Consider the following 15191-nt stretch of genomic DNA (forward strand, 5'->3'; position numbering starts at 1 on the left):
AAATCAATAAGTTGTCTCTTTAGTGGTTGACGGTGATATCCGTTTTAGGCCTTTTACGGCGCCATCAAAATTGCATTTGAAGTCCTTGGTTAAGGGGGAAAAAGGGACAATGCGGAACCGTGTACGGACAAAAGGCATTTTTTTTCTTCTCTTCCTTGTCATCCTGTTTTCAAGCGCCTGCAGTATGGGGCTGAAGAAGGATTACGCAGCATTGGCGGATCAGGATCGAGAGCGGATCCAGCGCTGGTCCGTGCTGGATGAAGGGGAGCAGGCCGCCATTCTGGGGGACCTGATCAATTCCCCTGAGCTGGAGGCCCTTGTGGATGAGGCATTGGCGGCCAATCCGGATTTGCAGCAGACCTTGCTGACCCTGCGCATCAGACAGGTCCAATACCGGAAGACTTTCGGAGACCGGCTGCCGGAAATCAAAGGGGGCTATACGGCCGGCAAAGAGGAGGACACGGATCCAAGCTATACCGGCTCCCTTTCCATCGGCTGGGAGGTGGACCTGTGGCGGAAACTGGCCGATGAGAGCCGGGCGGCGGGAAAAGATGCGGCCCAACAGCAGGCCCTTTACCAGTCCGCCCGGGATACCCTGGGCGCCGAGGTGATGAAGGCCTGGCTGGAGCTGATCGCCACGCAAAAAAATATCGCAATTGAAAAGAAACGTCTTGACGTGCTTGAAAAAAACGAAGCCTTTATTCTGGGGCGTTACAAGAACGGGCTGGGGACCCTTGAGGACCTGGACAGCGCCCGTACCCGTACGGCAAGCTCCCGGGCCGGCCTGGAAGAATACCGGGAAAACCTGGCCAGGCAGCGGCGGGCCCTTAACTCCCTTCTGGGGCGGGAGGCCGGGCCTGCTCTCACCCTTCCGGCCGATTATCCCGCGGTCGTCCCCCCGCTGGTTTCTCTTCCGGCGCAGACCCTGAAGCGCCGTCCCGACCTCAAGGCCGCCTACCTGACCATTGAGGCCGAAAGCCTGCGGGCCAGCGCAGCCTACAAGGCGCTTTTGCCCAGCATTGACCTGGAGGCGGCCCTTGAAGACGTGGCCGACACCCCCGGTGCTGCCCTTTTGACTGATCCGGTCTGGTCGCTGCTGTCCGGGTTGACCGCGCCCCTTTACCAGGGCGGAAAACTGAGAGCCGCGGCCGAAATCTCCGGGCTGGAAACCGCAAAAGCCTATCAGGCATACCGCGAGACCTTGCTCGATGCCGTAAATGAAGTCGAAGACGCCGTCGGCCGGGAGCGGGCGCTGAAAAAGCGGGTAAGGCATATCAACACCGCCCTGACCTCGGCGCGCAGCAACCGCTTGCAGTACCGGGAAAAATACCGGGCCGGTCTGGCCGGTATGCTGGATCTTCTCGATGTCCAGGAACAGACCTACGATCTTGAACTACAATTAAACAACCTGATTCATGAGCGCCTGGTCAACCGGATTGATCTCGGCCTGGCGCTCGGCCTTGGAGTGAAACAATGATACGACGTTTTTCACAATGGTTCATTCTTTTGGCGGCCATTTTTGTTCTGCTGGCCGCGGTTTTTTATATTCAGCACAGGATAAAGGAGCATGCGAACCGGACGGTACCGGTTAAAAAAACCGCTGAACAATACCCGCATGTGTCGGTCATCACCGTTGGTACAGGCCGCTACCGGGCCAGCGTGACCGCCCATGCAGCGGCTTCTCCGCATTTTGATCTGACGCTGGCTTCACAGGTGTCCGGCCGGGTGCAGTCCCTGGCCGAAGATTTCGAACCCGGAAAGCGGTTTAAAAAAGGACAGATCCTGGCCCGGCTGGAAGATTCCGATTATCGGGCGGAAGTGGCCGCCGCAAAGCAGGATTTAAGTGATGCGCAGCTTAATTTGCTGGAAGAAAATCGCGAGGCCGTGCAGGCCAAAGCCGAATGGGAGGCTTCCGGGGTGAGCGGGAAACCCGAATCCGAACTGGTTCTTCGCAAGCCGCAGGTGGCGGCCGCTGAAGCCGCCGTGGCCAATGCCCGCGCCGCTCTGGCAAACGCCCGCAAGGATCTTGCCCGGACCCGTATTGCCGCGCCCTTTGATGCACTGGTGGTTGAACGTATGATTTCTCCGGGAAGCTACGTCCAGGCCGGTACTGATATGGCCAGGCTTTACAGTACGGACAGGGCTGAAATCTCTGTTTCCCTGTCTGCCAAGGATTGGGCCAGGCTGCCCGGGGCAAAGCTGCTTGAAAGCGGCGACTGGAATGCGGAAGTTCAAAATATCGGAAACGGACAAACCTGGTCATCCCGGGTCCTGCGGGCCAAACAGCACCTTGAGCAGGAAACCCGGCAGCGGGATCTGATTCTGGTGGTTGATCATCCGCTGGATTTAAAACCGCCTCTTCTGCCCGGGACCTTTATCAAAGCGACCATTTTCGGCCGCAGCATGGAAAATCTCTGGAAACTGCCGGGCTCGGCTTTGAGCCAGGAGGGCGAGATTTGGTACGTCAAGGACGACCATACGCTGGCGGCGTTTTCGGCAGCAGTGTGTTTCAGCGATGAGGAGGCCATCTATGTGTCCGTGCCAGAGACCTTGAGAGAAAACAAACAGCGCGTTCTGGTTCATCCGCTGACCGGTTATATGCGGGGAATGCGGGTCCAGCCGGTTGCGGAGGGGGCCCATGGATAATTCGATGAAAGGGATTATCGCCTGGTTTGCCACCAACCCGGTGGCCGCCAATCTGCTTTTGGTGCTCCTTATTGTGCTTGGCCTTTTTCAGGCGGCAAACTTGCGCAAGGAAGCCTTCCCCGGCATGGAGCCCGACAGCCTGACGATTTCGGTCACCTATGACAGCGGATCAGCCAAACAATCCGAGGAGGGGGTGGCGATAAAAATCGAGGATCAGCTCGAGGATGTCACCGGCATCGAATCGATCACCAGTTCCTCCACACGGCGGGGCAGTACCGTGACCGTTGAGAAACAGGCGGACTATGATCTCGATTTGCTGTTAAGAGACGTCAAGGCCAAGGTGGATGCCATCTCCAACTTTCCTGTTGCAGCGGAAAAACCGGTTATCGAAAAAGCGGAGCGGGAAGAGCATTCGCTCTGGCTCCAGCTCTACGGCGACGCCGGCCGGCACACGCTGCAGCAGCTTGCCGATGAACTCAAAACAGATTTGCTTGCCAATCCTTATGTCAACCGGGTGACCATTTCCGGGTGGCTTGATCCGATGATGGCCATTGAAATCGACGAGGGGGCGCTTCAGGCTTATGGACTGTCGCTGGCGGATGTGGAGACGGCTGTTAACCAGGAGTCTTCGAACACGGCAACAGCCGTGCTGAGAAACGAGAGTGTATATCTCCAGCTCAAGGCCTCGGAGCAGGCCTATTACAAGGAAGCTTTCGCTGCCATTCCGCTTCTGACCCGAAATGACGGCAGCCGGGTGCGGCTGGGCGATGTGGCCTTGATCCGTGACACCTTCGATGATGACACCTCGGTGCTGTCGCGTTTTAACGGCCATCCCGGCATCGCCCTGCAGGTCATTACCACCGGGCAGGACGACATTTCAGATTCGGTTGCCGGTGCCCGGCAGGTGATCGGGCAATGGCGGAAAAACGGCAATCTGCCAGAAGGCGCGGCGCTTTCGAGCTGGTATGACCGCAGCACCAGGATCACGGAGCGCCTGCAGCTTCTGATCAAAAATGCGTTGGCCGGTATTGCCCTGGTGTTTGTCCTGCTGGCCGTTTTTTTAAACCTGTGGGTGGGGTTTTGGGTGGCCATGGGACTGCCCTTTGTGTTTCTGGGCACCCTTTATTTCATGGGCGATGCCTTTGCCGGGCTCACGCTCAATGAAATGACCACTTTCGGCTTTATCATTGCCCTGGGTATCGTGGTCGACGATGCCGTGGTGATCGGAGAAAACGTTTACACCACGCGTTCCGCCCTTGGCGACACGGTGGAGAACACGATCAAGGGAACCCGGCAGGTGGCGATGCCGACCTTGTTCGGTGTCTTTACCACAGTGGCGGCATTTTATGCGATTTCGCAGACCAGCGGGCACCTGGGGGAACTTTACGCCCAGTTCGCCATGATCGTGGCCATCTGCCTCATGCTCTCGGCTGTTGAGTCCAAACTGATTCTGCCCGCCCACCTGGCTCATCTCAACACCCGGCCGCAGGTGAGCAAAAATCCGCTGCTGCGGGGCTGGCAGAAGATTCAGACCGGCGCGGACAAGGGGCTTTCCTGGTTTAACCGGCGCTGTTACGGGCCGGTAATTGACAGGGCGCTCAAATACCGGTATGCGGTTGTTGTTTTGTTTATGACGATTTTTGTTCTGGTTGTGACAATGCCTTTGACCGGTGCGCTGCAGGTGAGCTTTTTCCCCGATATCCCGGGCGATACCGTCCGCGCCCAACTGACGATGGAAAACGATGCCAGCTTCGGCCGGACCCATGCGGCTTTAAATCTCCTGGAGGAAAGCGCCTATGAAACCGGCCGGCGGCTTTGCGGCACAGATGATGGCGAAACAGGCATCGCCAATCTTCAGGTGCTGTCCGAGGCCGATCAGTCCGGATCGGTCAGGGTGGAGCTCAAAAAGACGGCCCCTTATGATATCGACACGTTTACGAAACAATGGCGGGAAGCGGCCGGCCTGCCGGAAGGCACCCGGACAGTAAGCATTCAGAACGTGCCGGCCATGGTCGATGCCCTGCGTATTGAGCTGCGGGCAAACGATGATGAGATACTGACCGCCGCGGGCCGGGCATTCAAGGAAAGGCTTTGTAAAATTCCGGGTGTCAGCGGCATTGAAGACAATCTCGAACCCGGCCAGCCGCAGCTTCGTTTTGAACTGACGCAGCAGGGGCGCGCCCTTGGCCTGAGCATGGATATGCTGGCCGAGCAGATTTTACAAGCGTTTAACGGCCAGGTCGTTCAGCGGTTCCAGCGGGGAAGCGACGAGATCGAGGTCAAGGTCCGCTACCCGGAATCCGCCCGGCAAAGCGCCGCGGATGTGCTGGATGCCAATGTCCGCACAGCGGACGGAACAGTGCTGCCGCTTTCCGCGGTTGCCAGGGCGGGCTACGGTTTTACCCGGGATACGATTACCCGCATCGACGGCAAACGCGCCGTCTATATATCGGCGGATGTGGACAAGGACACCCTTTCTTCCACCGAGCTGGTCAGCCAGCTGCAGCGGGACATCGCGCCCGGACTGAAAAATCAGTATCCCGGCCTGGACATTCACTTTGCCGGAGAAGCCGAAGAACAGGCAAAAACCCAGACCTCCATGCTGAAAATGTTTTTGCTTGCCCTGCTCATTATTTATTTTCTGCTGGCGGTGCCGCTTAAATCCTATATCCAGCCGATTCTCATCATGACGGCCATCCCCTTCGGGATTGTGGGCGCCATGCTCGGCCACTGGCTCAATGATCTTTCATTGGGAATTTTATCTTTAAATGGTATCATTGCCTTATCCGGGGTCGTGGTCAACGACAGCCTGCTGCTGGTTTCAACGTATAACAGCTTAAAGGAGGAGGAAGCGGACCTGGTGCAAGCCATCAGCCGGGCGGGCAAAAACCGGCTGCGGGCCGTGCTGCTCACCTCGCTGACCACGTTTGCCGGTCTGGTGCCGCTTCTGAGCGAGACGTCCATGCAGGCCCGGTTTCTGATTCCCGCTGCCGTTTCCATGGCTTACGGCATCATTTTCGCCACCGTTATTACGCTGATTCTGATTCCGGTGCTCCTGATGATCCGGCATGATGCGGGAGAACGGCTTTCGCGTATCCGACCGCAAATCAATCTCTTACAAAAGAAGGCGCAGCCGTGCTAAACGTGCTTCTGATTGAGGACGATTTCGATCTTGCAGAAACCGTGGGAGACTATCTTGGGCTGGAATCCATTGTCTGTGATTACGCCAGCAACGGAGTGGCGGGATTGCAGCTGGCCGGGGAAAACGCCTATGATGTGCTTCTTCTTGATTTGAACCTTCCTCGCCTGGACGGCCTGAGCCTGTGTGAACGGCTGCGCGCCGCGGGAAATGATACGCCAATCCTGATGCTCACCGCCCGGGATCGGTTGGGCGAAAAGCTGGCGGGTTTTGAAGCCGGAACCGACGACTACCTGGTGAAACCGTTTGAACTAAAGGAACTGGTGGCGAGAATCCATGCACTGGCTCACAGACGAAGCGGCCAAATCCGGGTGTTGCGATGCGGGGATCTGGAAATGAACCTGAAGGAGGGCAGCGTGGCGCGGGCCGGGCGGGAGATCCGGCTTTCGCCGACGGGCTGGAAAATCCTTGAGACGCTTCTTCGTGCATCTCCGGAGGTGGTTTCCAGGCAGAAACTGATGGATGCGGTTTGGGGGGAGACGCCGCCGGACAGCGACAGCCTTAAAGTCCATCTCTTTAATTTGCGAAAAGCCGTGGACGGCCCTTTTGCAAGGCCTTTGCTTCATACCGTCCCCGGAAAAGGATTTGCTGTCAGAGCAGAAGATGCGTCATGAAAAGAAAGATTCGCCTGAAATGGTTTGTGGCTTTCTCCTTTCTGACCCTGGCGCTTGTTCTTGTTGCCGGGTATTCGTTTTTGAGCGCCCGGTTTTTTATTCGCGGCATGGACAGTATCATTGCCGGCAACATGGCCCAGGTGGTGGAAAGCTATGTCGAGGCTGTGCCGGCAGGCAAGCGGCGGCAGCTGAACCTGTTCAGCGGCTATCATATCGCGGGGCGCTGGCAGCAGATGCCCGATGAGATCCGCAAGGTCCTGACACCGCCCGCTCAAACCGCTGTGATGCGGAAAAACCATGACGCCGGATGGTTTGCCCCGCCTGACAAGGTTTATTTTGTAATGCGGGTGACATGCGGCGGCGACAGCTATTTTATCACCCGAACGGTTGCCCGTGCCTCCGTCTCGCCGCTGGTGGGGCGAAAGGCGGCGCAGAACATGCATCTGCTGCTCCTTTTAAGCCTTGTCAGCGTGTTAACCCTGGCCGGGATCACCTGGCTGGTGATCCGTCAGGTGGAACGGCCGGTCAGGGCCCTTGGCCAATGGGCGCACGGGCTCAATGAAAGCAGCCTGGAAGCGGTTCCGCCTGATTTTTCCTACCCGGAACTCAATGACCTGGCGGAGTTGATCCGCACCAGCCTTTGCTCGGTCAAGGAAAGCCTTGAGCGGGAACATCTTTTTCTGCAACACAGCAGCCACGAGCTAAGAACGCCGATCAGCGTGATCCGGAACAATGTGGAGCTCTTGCATAAACTCCAGCAGCATCCTGGAGGAAACCGGGAATCCCGGCAGAAGCGGATTGTCGAACGGATCGACCGCGCCAGCCTGACCATGAAGCATCTCACGGAGACGCTTCTCTGGCTGAGCCGGGAGAGTGAAGGCGAACTTCCGGCAGAAACGCTGGACCTGGAGAAGCTTATCTGTGATCTGATTGAGGAGTCGCGTTATCTTTTAAAAGACAAGGACGTGGAGCTGATTGTCGGGACAGACGCCTGTCCGGTTTCAATCCCCGGCATCGCCGCCCGTATTGTTCTGGGAAATCTCATCCGCAATGCGTTTCAGCATACCAGTTGCGGCACCGTCTGGATCGTTCAGAAATGCCGATGCGTTGAAATCAAAAACCATACAGCCGGAGAAAATGCGGCAGCTCCGGACCTTGGATTCGGTCTTGGTCTCCGGCTGACCGAACAATTGACGCAAAAACTGGGCTGGCCGTATAAGCGCCGCTCAGAAACCAACGGCCATCTTGTCGAAGTCTGTCTTGGCTGATCCGGGCGTACCGGTTTGCGGCCATGTGCCGGCAATTCCATGGCCGCCCTTTTACTCCGGAAAATGCCACGGTTCGTCTTCCCGGCCCAGGGCTTGCAGGGCTTCTTCGGCGGTTGTGTAGATATGCGGGGTAATGTCGAAGCGCAGCAGGGCATCGCCCAGCCGGGCCCGCAGGAAGGTGCTGGTGGTATAGCGGGTCACTCCGGAATACAGATCCTCTGAAAGGCGCTTGATCATCTGCGTGTATTCCGGAATCAGTTCCGGGTAGATCTGAAAATTGTCGTAGTTGACCACGGTATAGACCTTGTGGCCCAGCGGTTCCAGGATCCGGCGGACTTTTTGTTCCACCTGGCCGATATCGTCACGGCTTTTGATGGCATAGCCCTCAAAGTTGACGAAAAACAGGTTGCGTTCACGGTCATAGAAAAGCCGCTTGTCAATTGACAAAAACAGCAGGTCTTTTTTCAGATCCATGGCCTGGTCTGAAAATATCCGGAGATCCATGATTTCGGGCTTGTGGTCCATGATGGGTTTAAAATCCATGTGCGCCAGAATATCTTTTTCCAGATCCACGCCCGGGGCGATTTCCACCAGTTCCATGCCGTTGGCTGTGAGACGGAACACGCAGCGCTCGGTGATGTAGAGCACCGGCTGGTTTCTTTCCAGTGCATAGGGCCCGGAAAAGGTGGTGTGCTCCACATGGTCCACGAATTTTTTTGCGCTTCCCTCCTGGTTGATGTGGAGTTTTTCATCCCGGATTTCCACGTCAAGGCCGCCGGCGGTAAAGGTTCCCACAAATATTACCTTCTTGGCCTTCTGGCTGATGTTGATAAATCCGCCGGCACCGGCCAGCCGGGGACCGAACTTGCTCACATTGAGATTGCCGTGGCCGTCGGCCTGGGCAAGTCCCAGAAATGCCATGTCCAGGCCCCCGCCGTCGTAGAAGTCAAACTGCTCGGGCTGGGAGATCAGGGCCTCGGTGTTGGTGGCAGCCCCGAAATTGAGGCCGCCGGCCGGAATGCCGCCGATGACCCCGGGTTCGGCGGTAAGCGTCAGGTAGTCTAGGATGCTTTCCTCGTTGGCCACGTTGGCAACGCCTTCGGGCATTCCGATGCCCAGGTTGACCACGGAGTTGGCCTCCAGCTCCATGGCCGCGCGCCGGGCGATGATTTTGCGTCCATCCAGGGCCATGACGGGCATGGAATGCAGCGGCACCTTGATCTCAGAGGAAAAGGACGGATTGTAGCGCTCCCCGAAGGTCTGCCAGTGATTTTCCGGGTCTGCCACCACAACGCAATCGACCATGATGCCGGGGATTTTCACGTTGCGGGCATTTAGACTCCCTTTTTCCGCGATGCGCTCCACCTGCACGATTACAAGGCCGTTGCTGTTTCTGGCCGCTGTGGCCATGGCCAGGGCCTCCAGAAACAGGGCTTCTTTTTCCATGCTGATGTTGCCCATGGTGTCGGCGGTGGTGCCCCGCAAAATGGCCACGTTGATGGGGAATGTCCGGTAGGCCAGGTATTCGTTTCCGTCAAAGGAAATCAGCTCCACTATATCCTCGGTGGTCATCTCATTTAGCTTTCCGCCGCCTTTGCGCGGATCCACAAACGTTCCGATGCCCACCGCAGTGATGGTGCGGGGTTTTCCGGCTGCAATATCCCGGTACAGATGCGAGATCACCCCCTGGGGCAGGTTGTAGGCCTCGATCCGGTTTTCAACCGCCATTTTCTGCACCTTGGGAACCAGCCCCCAGTGTCCGCCGATCACCCGCCGGATCAGGCCGTCGTGGCCCAGGTGATTAAGGCCCTTGTCCTTTCCGTCGCCCTGGCCGGCGGCATACACCAGCGTCAGGTTCCGGGGGGATCCGGTTTTCAGGAAATGGTTTTCCAGGGCCACGGCGATGTGTTCCGGAAACCCGTTTCCCACGAATCCGCCGGTGGCAATGGTATCATTGTCGCAGATGATGCCCACGGCTTCTTCGCATGTGACGATCTTGCCCTTCTGGGCCGAAAACGGCGTCAGCGTCGAGAGTATCGGATGTTTCGAAGGTTTTTCCGGTCCTTTATATTCACGGCCCATATCTGGTTCTCCGTAATTTTGCGATTGTTGGGCTTTTTGCCTGTTTTAAATCAATCCGGCTGCCCTTGGCATAAACAGCAGGATATCCGGGAACAGGGAAAAAAGAAGCAAGGCTGCCAGCATCAGCAGCAGATAAGGCACCACACCTTTGTAGATGTCGGCCAGGGTAACCTCTGGCGGGGCGATTCCCTTGAGGTAGAAGATGGTCAGGGCAAAGGGCGGTGTCAGAAACGAGGTCTGGAGCACGATGATGTTCATCAGGGAAAACCAGACCGGGTCAAAGCCCAGTTTTACAGCCACCGGCGTAAACAGCGGAACCACGATCATGATGATGCCGATCCAGTCCAAAAAGCAGCCCATGAGGATGATGATCAGCCACATGACGATCAGCACGCCCCAGGGCCCGAACGGCAGGCCCATAATCGAGCTTTCAATGACCCGTCCGCATCCCAGCCGCACAAAGACCGAGGTGAAAAAGGAGGCGCCGATGACCACCAGATATACCATGGCAGAGGTTCTGGCCGTCCGGATGGCGGCCTCCATCAGCATGGCGGCAGTAAGTTTGCGATAGCCAAGTGCCAGCAGTACCGCGGCAAAAGCCCCGATGGCAGCGGCTTCGGTGGGTGCGGCCAGGCCGAAGAAAATCGTGCCCAGCACCGCCAGAATCAGGGTGAGCACCGGCAGCACCGAGACGCAAAACATCCTGGATTTCTGCCAAAAGGTGTAGTGAACGCCCCCGTCTGCCGCAGACGGTCCCATTTCCGGATTGATAAAGCACCGTATACCGATGTAGAGAACATAGAGCAGCGCCAGGATCATGCCCGGAACAAAGGCCCCGATGAGAAGGGCCCCAACGGAAACGTTGGCCACCGGGGCATAGACCAGAATCAGGATGGAAGGTGGAATCAAAATCCCGAGTGCGCCGCCGGCGCATACCGCCCCGGATGCCATGGGCTTGTCGTAGCGGTACTTCATCATGGCCGGCATGGAAATGATGCCCATGGTGACCACTGTTGCGCCCACAACGCCGGTGGCTGCGGCGAATATGGCGCAGGTCAGCACGGTTGCAATGGCCAGGCCCCCTTTGAGCCTGCCGGTCAAGACATATATGGCGTCATAGAGCCTGCCGGCCAAACCCGATTTTTCGATGACAATGCCCATGAACACAAATAAGGGTATGGCAATGAGCGTATAATTGGAAAGGGTTACATGCATTCGCAGCATGAAGGTGCTGGCGATGTGAGGTCCCACAAAGATGAGTCCGAAGACCGTGGCGACCCCGGCCAGGGAAAATCCGATGGGAAATCCCATCATAATGACAAGAATCAGGCTTGTCAGCATCAGTACAGTTATCAGTTCAACACTCATGATTGTCTATCCCTTCCCAGCACCACCTGAATTTCCTTGAGCAATTGCGATACACCCTGGAGCAAAAGCAGGACAACTCCGACAAATATCCAGGTTTTATAGGGATAGACAGGCGGCATGGCCCCGATGGTCGATCTTTCCTGCAGCGCCCAGGAGCGGAGCATATCGTTGTACATGACCCGTCCGATATTGGTCCATGTCAGAAAGAAAAGTCCCAAAATAAATACTGCGTTTAACAAGGCGCCCACCCGCCTGGGCAGCTTGCTGGAAATCAGGTCCACGCCCACGTGTTCCCCCAGCTGCCAGGTATAGCCCATGGTGAGAATGAGAAAAAAACTGCATATGAAGTAGGTCAGGTTCAGGCTCCACTGGGTCGGTGAACCGAAAAAATAGCGGGCCACCACTTCATAGGTCAGCGTGAGAATCAATGCAAAAACCAGAAACGAAACCGCCTTGGATATTTTTTCATTGATCCAATCAATGACCCGAATAATTTTATTGATCACAGCCATTGGAAATCCTTATGCTTAAATCATTGCGCCGCGATTGCGAAAAACAGAAGAGCCGGCGCTCTGCGCATGCCGGCCCTTCTGTCTGCATCATGCTATTTTCGCACCGGCACCATGAATTGCTCGTAATCGGAAAAGCGTTCCCAGAATTCATTGACCGACGCCCAGGTGCGGCTGTAGTGGTCGTTGTCGCGCTTCTTGACGTCGTTGTCGATCCATTCCCACGCCTGTTCGCGCATCTCCCGCTGCACTTCCGGCTCCACGTAGGTGCGCTTGATACCGCGCTCCTCGAAATGATCCAGGGCTTCCATGTCAGCCACGTTGCTCTTGGTCCACATGTGAAGGGTCATGGCCATGGCCGCGTTGTCGATGATTTTTTTGTAGAGCTCGGGCAGTTCATTGTATGCGTCCTTGTTAAAACCCAGCTCAAAAAAGCAGGTGGGCTGGTGAAGGCCCGGGCCTGCGATAAAGTCGGCTACTTCGTGGAAGCCCTGCTGTCGGTTGACCGCCGGTGTCGAAAACTCGGTGGCATCGAGAATGCCCCGGTCCAGGGCGGGATAGAGCTCGGTTCCGGGCAGCATGGTAACGGCCACGCCCAGTTCCTTAAGCACTTCGCCCCACCAGCCCGGAGCCCGGTATTTCAGTCCCTTCCAGTCCTCCATTTCCTCAAGCGGCTTGTTGGAGTGGGCCAGCATTTCCGGTCCGGTCACGCCGCCGGGCATCACAACGACATTCTGGCCGGCCTCGTCCATCATCTCCTGGTAGAGTTCCTTGCCGCCGTAGTTGTAAAGCCAGGTGGTATGCATCAGCGGCTCCAGGTGCAGAGGGATGGAAGCGAAAAAGGGCGCGGACGGATGCTTGCTCATCCAGTAGCCGGGCCAGGAATGATAGGCGTCAATGGCCCCGGAGTCCGCGGCATCCAGTACTTCCAGGCCTCCGACAATGGCCCCGGCCGGCTGGACGTCGATGATAAATTTGCCGCCGCTTAAATCATTTACCCGTTTTGCAAAATCTTCTGCCATTTCATGTAGCAGCCATCCCTGGGACCAGGTGGTCTGCAGGGTCCAGCGCACATCCGGTAGTACGGCTTCAACACTTTCTTCTCCGGTTTCCTGCCCGCCGCACCCGGTAAATCCCACGGCCATTGTAAAAATTGCGGCCATGACCAACGTGATGGTTTTGATTCGAAACATGTCAACCCCCTTGTCTTTGGTTGCCCCGGCGGAAAGACGGCGTCCTGTCTGGAAGTCGCCGCCGGCGGGGCTGTTCTTGTTTTGCTTTCCCCTGATTCCTGGCCGGGAAAACGAATGTTTGAAACATAAACAGTTTTATCTTTAAAATACAGAATTAAAGAATCTGAACGCAGACCAAAAAGCAACAGGTGTGCCACCTGTTTGAAAAACCCTTGAAAGCAGCATATTCACGGCCCGGAGATATTGTTTGTGCGGGGAAAAAGGGCTTTGAACAATAGCAGTGTCTATCAGAATAGACAAAAATGGCAAGAGCGTGGGTCAGGAATTGTAAAATCAGCTATTCCTGAAAAATAGACATGTCTCTTTTTTTGGACATATAAGCGTGAAACCGGATTTCAAAGGCCGGTTTCAACCCCCTTGCAGAAACAGGATCGACGGTGGTTTTAAAACCTTAATCCGGGCCGCTATCGCCGGTGCCGATATTGTACCGGTTGATTTTCTGATACAGGCCGGAGCGATGGATTCCCAGCCTTTCCGCGGCTTTTTTCCGGTTGTTGCCGGTCGCCCAAAGGGCGTTTTCAATTGCGGCTTTCTCGGTCTTTGCCAGAATTTCGGAAAGGGTGCCGCCGGTTAACCAGCCGGGTGCGTTCTTATCCGGCTGCAGAGCGCCTGGGTTTTGGCTGGGGTTGATATCCAGAAGATAAATCGGAAGGTGGTGTTTCCGGATCACCTGTTGCCGGTCCGTGTTAACGGCCACGGCCCTTTCCATGACATTTTTAAGTTCCCGAATGTTGCCGGGCCAGTCATGGGCTTTTAAAATTTCGATAACCCCGGGGTCGAGGGTTTCCACTGCCGTTCCGAGATCCTCGTTGACTTCCTGGAGCATCCGTTCGCAAAGCAGCGGAATGTCTTCGCGGATTTCGCGCAAAGGCGGGATTTCGATTTTCAGCACGTTGAGCCGGTAATACAGATCCTGGCGGAACGCCTCTTTTCTCACCAACTCTTCGAGGTCCCGGTTGGTGGCGGCGATCAGACGGATATCCAGGCGGATGATGCGCTCGCCGCCCAGGCGTTCGACTTCTTTTTCCTGGAGCACCCGCAAAAGCTTGGCCTGCATCTCCTGGGGCATATCGCCGATTTCATCCAGAAAAAGGGTGCCGCCCTGGGCCATTTCAAATTTTCCCGGTTTGCCCCCTTTTTTTGCATCTGTAAACGCGCCTGCCTCGTAGCCGAACAGCTCGGATTCCAGGAGGCCCGCCGGTATTGCCGCGCAGTTGACCCGTATGAACGCACCGTAGCGCCGCAGGCTTGAATCGTGGATGGCATGAGCGAAAAGTTCCTTTCCTGTGCCGCTTTCCCCCCGGATCAGCACGTTGGAACTGCCGGATGCGGCGGTTTTGGCCAGGTTCTTGGCCTGCAGCATTTTTTCGCTCCGGCCGGCGATATTTTTGAAATTATACCGGCTCCCCTTCAGGCGCATGACTTCGCCCTTGTAGTATTTCAGCTCTTTGGTGGCCAAATCCAGCTTTTCCACCATAGAACGGATTTCCTTTACATCCCGGAACAAAACCTTGCCCACGGCCCCGACGACTTCGCCCTTTTTGTAAATGGGAATGCGCATGACCACCATTTCATGGCCCTGGATTTTCTGGGTTTCACCGATTTCGGGTTTGCCGGTTTTCACCACGATATGCATGCGTGTGTTTTCGATCACATCTTCCACAGCCCGTCCCAGGGCATCTTTTTCATCAATTCCCAGAAAGCTTTGGTAGGCCTTGTTAAACCGGGTTATAATGCCGTTTTTGTCCACAACCACGATGCCGTCATATGTGGTTTCCAGAATCGTTTCCAGAATTTCCACTGAATTTTTTGCAGCGGCGAGTTCCTGACTCAGCTTTTCGATATCCGTGGTATCCTGGAAGATGGCCACCGCGCCCACCTGTTTGCCGTCCCTGTAAACCGGCGAGCGGTTGGAATAGATGCTTTTGCCGTTGATGACCACGTTGCGGCCCACATCGGGTTGGCCAGAGCGCAGCGTGGTGAGAAGCGAGGGCACATTAAACAGGGCATCAACTTTTTGGCCCAGCGCTTCCTGAGTGGAAAATCCGAGGATTTTTTCAGCCCCCCGGTTAAACAGTGTGATCATGCCGTGGTTATCCACGGCAATGATACCGTTGTGGGTGGAGTTTAACACAGCATAAAGATGTTCCATGGAGCAGTTTTTGCGGTTGGCGGTCATGAGCGGTTCCCGATACAATTTGAAAACAATGTGTTTGCGGATATATCGATGAATATATCCTTGAAAAAAGGCA

Annotated in this window: 10 protein-coding genes; 5 read left to right on the forward strand and 5 right to left on the reverse strand. The window is 56.1% G+C overall.

Annotated elements, in window-relative coordinates; all coding sequences use genetic code 11:
• The first annotated feature begins 211 nt into the window (after positions 1 to 211).
• Genes ACTCIA_RS07660 through ACTCIA_RS07680 form a run of 5 tightly spaced genes read left to right on the forward strand, consistent with a single transcriptional unit; the run spans position 212 to position 7727 of the window.
• The gene (locus ACTCIA_RS07660) at positions 212 to 1477 is read left to right on the forward strand and encodes a TolC family protein (protein WP_463001218.1); all 1266 of its coding nucleotides are present in this window, start codon (positions 212 to 214) and stop codon (positions 1475 to 1477) included.
• Positions 1474 to 2646, forward strand: a complete 1173-nt coding sequence (locus tag ACTCIA_RS07665) for an efflux RND transporter periplasmic adaptor subunit (RefSeq protein WP_463001219.1) — start codon at positions 1474 to 1476, stop codon at positions 2644 to 2646. Before ACTCIA_RS07660 ends, ACTCIA_RS07665 begins: the two co-directional genes overlap by 4 nt.
• Positions 2639 to 5788: an efflux RND transporter permease subunit gene (locus ACTCIA_RS07670; RefSeq protein ID WP_463001220.1), complete on the forward strand. Its 3150-nt coding sequence runs from the start codon at positions 2639 to 2641 to the stop codon at positions 5786 to 5788. Before ACTCIA_RS07665 ends, ACTCIA_RS07670 begins: the two co-directional genes overlap by 8 nt.
• Positions 5782 to 6459: a response regulator transcription factor gene (locus ACTCIA_RS07675; protein ID WP_463001221.1), complete on the forward strand. Its 678-nt coding sequence runs from the start codon at positions 5782 to 5784 to the stop codon at positions 6457 to 6459. The genes ACTCIA_RS07670 and ACTCIA_RS07675 overlap by 7 nt, the downstream gene beginning before the upstream one ends.
• On the forward strand, positions 6456 to 7727 hold the full coding sequence (locus ACTCIA_RS07680; RefSeq protein WP_463001222.1) for a sensor histidine kinase: 1272 nt from the start codon (positions 6456 to 6458) through the stop codon (positions 7725 to 7727). Before ACTCIA_RS07675 ends, ACTCIA_RS07680 begins: the two co-directional genes overlap by 4 nt.
• Before the next feature lie 51 nt (positions 7728 to 7778).
• On the opposite strand, the gene ACTCIA_RS07685 is transcribed toward ACTCIA_RS07680, so the two are convergent.
• From ACTCIA_RS07685 to ACTCIA_RS07705, 5 genes are all read right to left on the reverse strand, one after another.
• The gene (locus ACTCIA_RS07685; RefSeq protein ID WP_463001223.1) at positions 7779 to 9809 is read right to left on the reverse strand and encodes an acyl CoA:acetate/3-ketoacid CoA transferase; all 2031 of its coding nucleotides are present in this window, start codon (positions 9807 to 9809) and stop codon (positions 7779 to 7781) included.
• Positions 9810 to 9854: 45 nt separating this feature from the next.
• Entirely contained in the window at positions 9855 to 11177 is a 1323-nt protein-coding gene (locus tag ACTCIA_RS07690) for a TRAP transporter large permease (protein ID WP_463001224.1), read from the reverse strand.
• Positions 11174 to 11689, reverse strand: a complete 516-nt coding sequence (locus ACTCIA_RS07695) for a TRAP transporter small permease subunit (protein ID WP_463001225.1) — start codon at positions 11687 to 11689, stop codon at positions 11174 to 11176. Before ACTCIA_RS07695 ends, ACTCIA_RS07690 begins: the two co-directional genes overlap by 4 nt.
• 92 nt (positions 11690 to 11781) lie before the next feature.
• A complete protein-coding gene (gene dctP / locus ACTCIA_RS07700; protein ID WP_463001226.1) occupies positions 11782 to 12879 on the reverse strand; it encodes a TRAP transporter substrate-binding protein DctP in 1098 nt (365 codons plus the stop codon).
• Positions 12880 to 13330: 451 nt separating this feature from the next.
• A complete protein-coding gene (locus ACTCIA_RS07705; protein WP_463001227.1) occupies positions 13331 to 15118 on the reverse strand; it encodes a sigma-54 interaction domain-containing protein in 1788 nt (595 codons plus the stop codon).
• Between the last annotated feature and the right edge of the window lie 73 nt (positions 15119 to 15191).

This window comes from Desulfosalsimonas sp. (genome assembly GCF_055149105.1).

Coding starts and splice junctions, on each gene's coding strand:
- ACTCIA_RS07665 (WP_463001219.1), top strand. CDS start 1,474: ATGATACGACGTTTTTCACAATGGTTCATTCTTTTGGCGGCCATTTTT.
- ACTCIA_RS07670 (WP_463001220.1), top strand. CDS start 2,639: ATGGATAATTCGATGAAAGGGATTATCGCCTGGTTTGCCACCAACCCG.
- ACTCIA_RS07680 (WP_463001222.1), top strand. CDS start 6,456: ATGAAAAGAAAGATTCGCCTGAAATGGTTTGTGGCTTTCTCCTTTCTG.
- ACTCIA_RS07685 (WP_463001223.1), bottom strand. CDS start 9,809: ATGGGCCGTGAATATAAAGGACCGGAAAAACCTTCGAAACATCCGATA.
- ACTCIA_RS07690 (WP_463001224.1), bottom strand. CDS start 11,177: ATGAGTGTTGAACTGATAACTGTACTGATGCTGACAAGCCTGATTCTT.
- ACTCIA_RS07695 (WP_463001225.1), bottom strand. CDS start 11,689: ATGGCTGTGATCAATAAAATTATTCGGGTCATTGATTGGATCAATGAA.
- dctP (WP_463001226.1), bottom strand. CDS start 12,879: ATGTTTCGAATCAAAACCATCACGTTGGTCATGGCCGCAATTTTTACA.
- ACTCIA_RS07705 (WP_463001227.1), bottom strand. CDS start 15,118: ATGACCGCCAACCGCAAAAACTGCTCCATGGAACATCTTTATGCTGTG.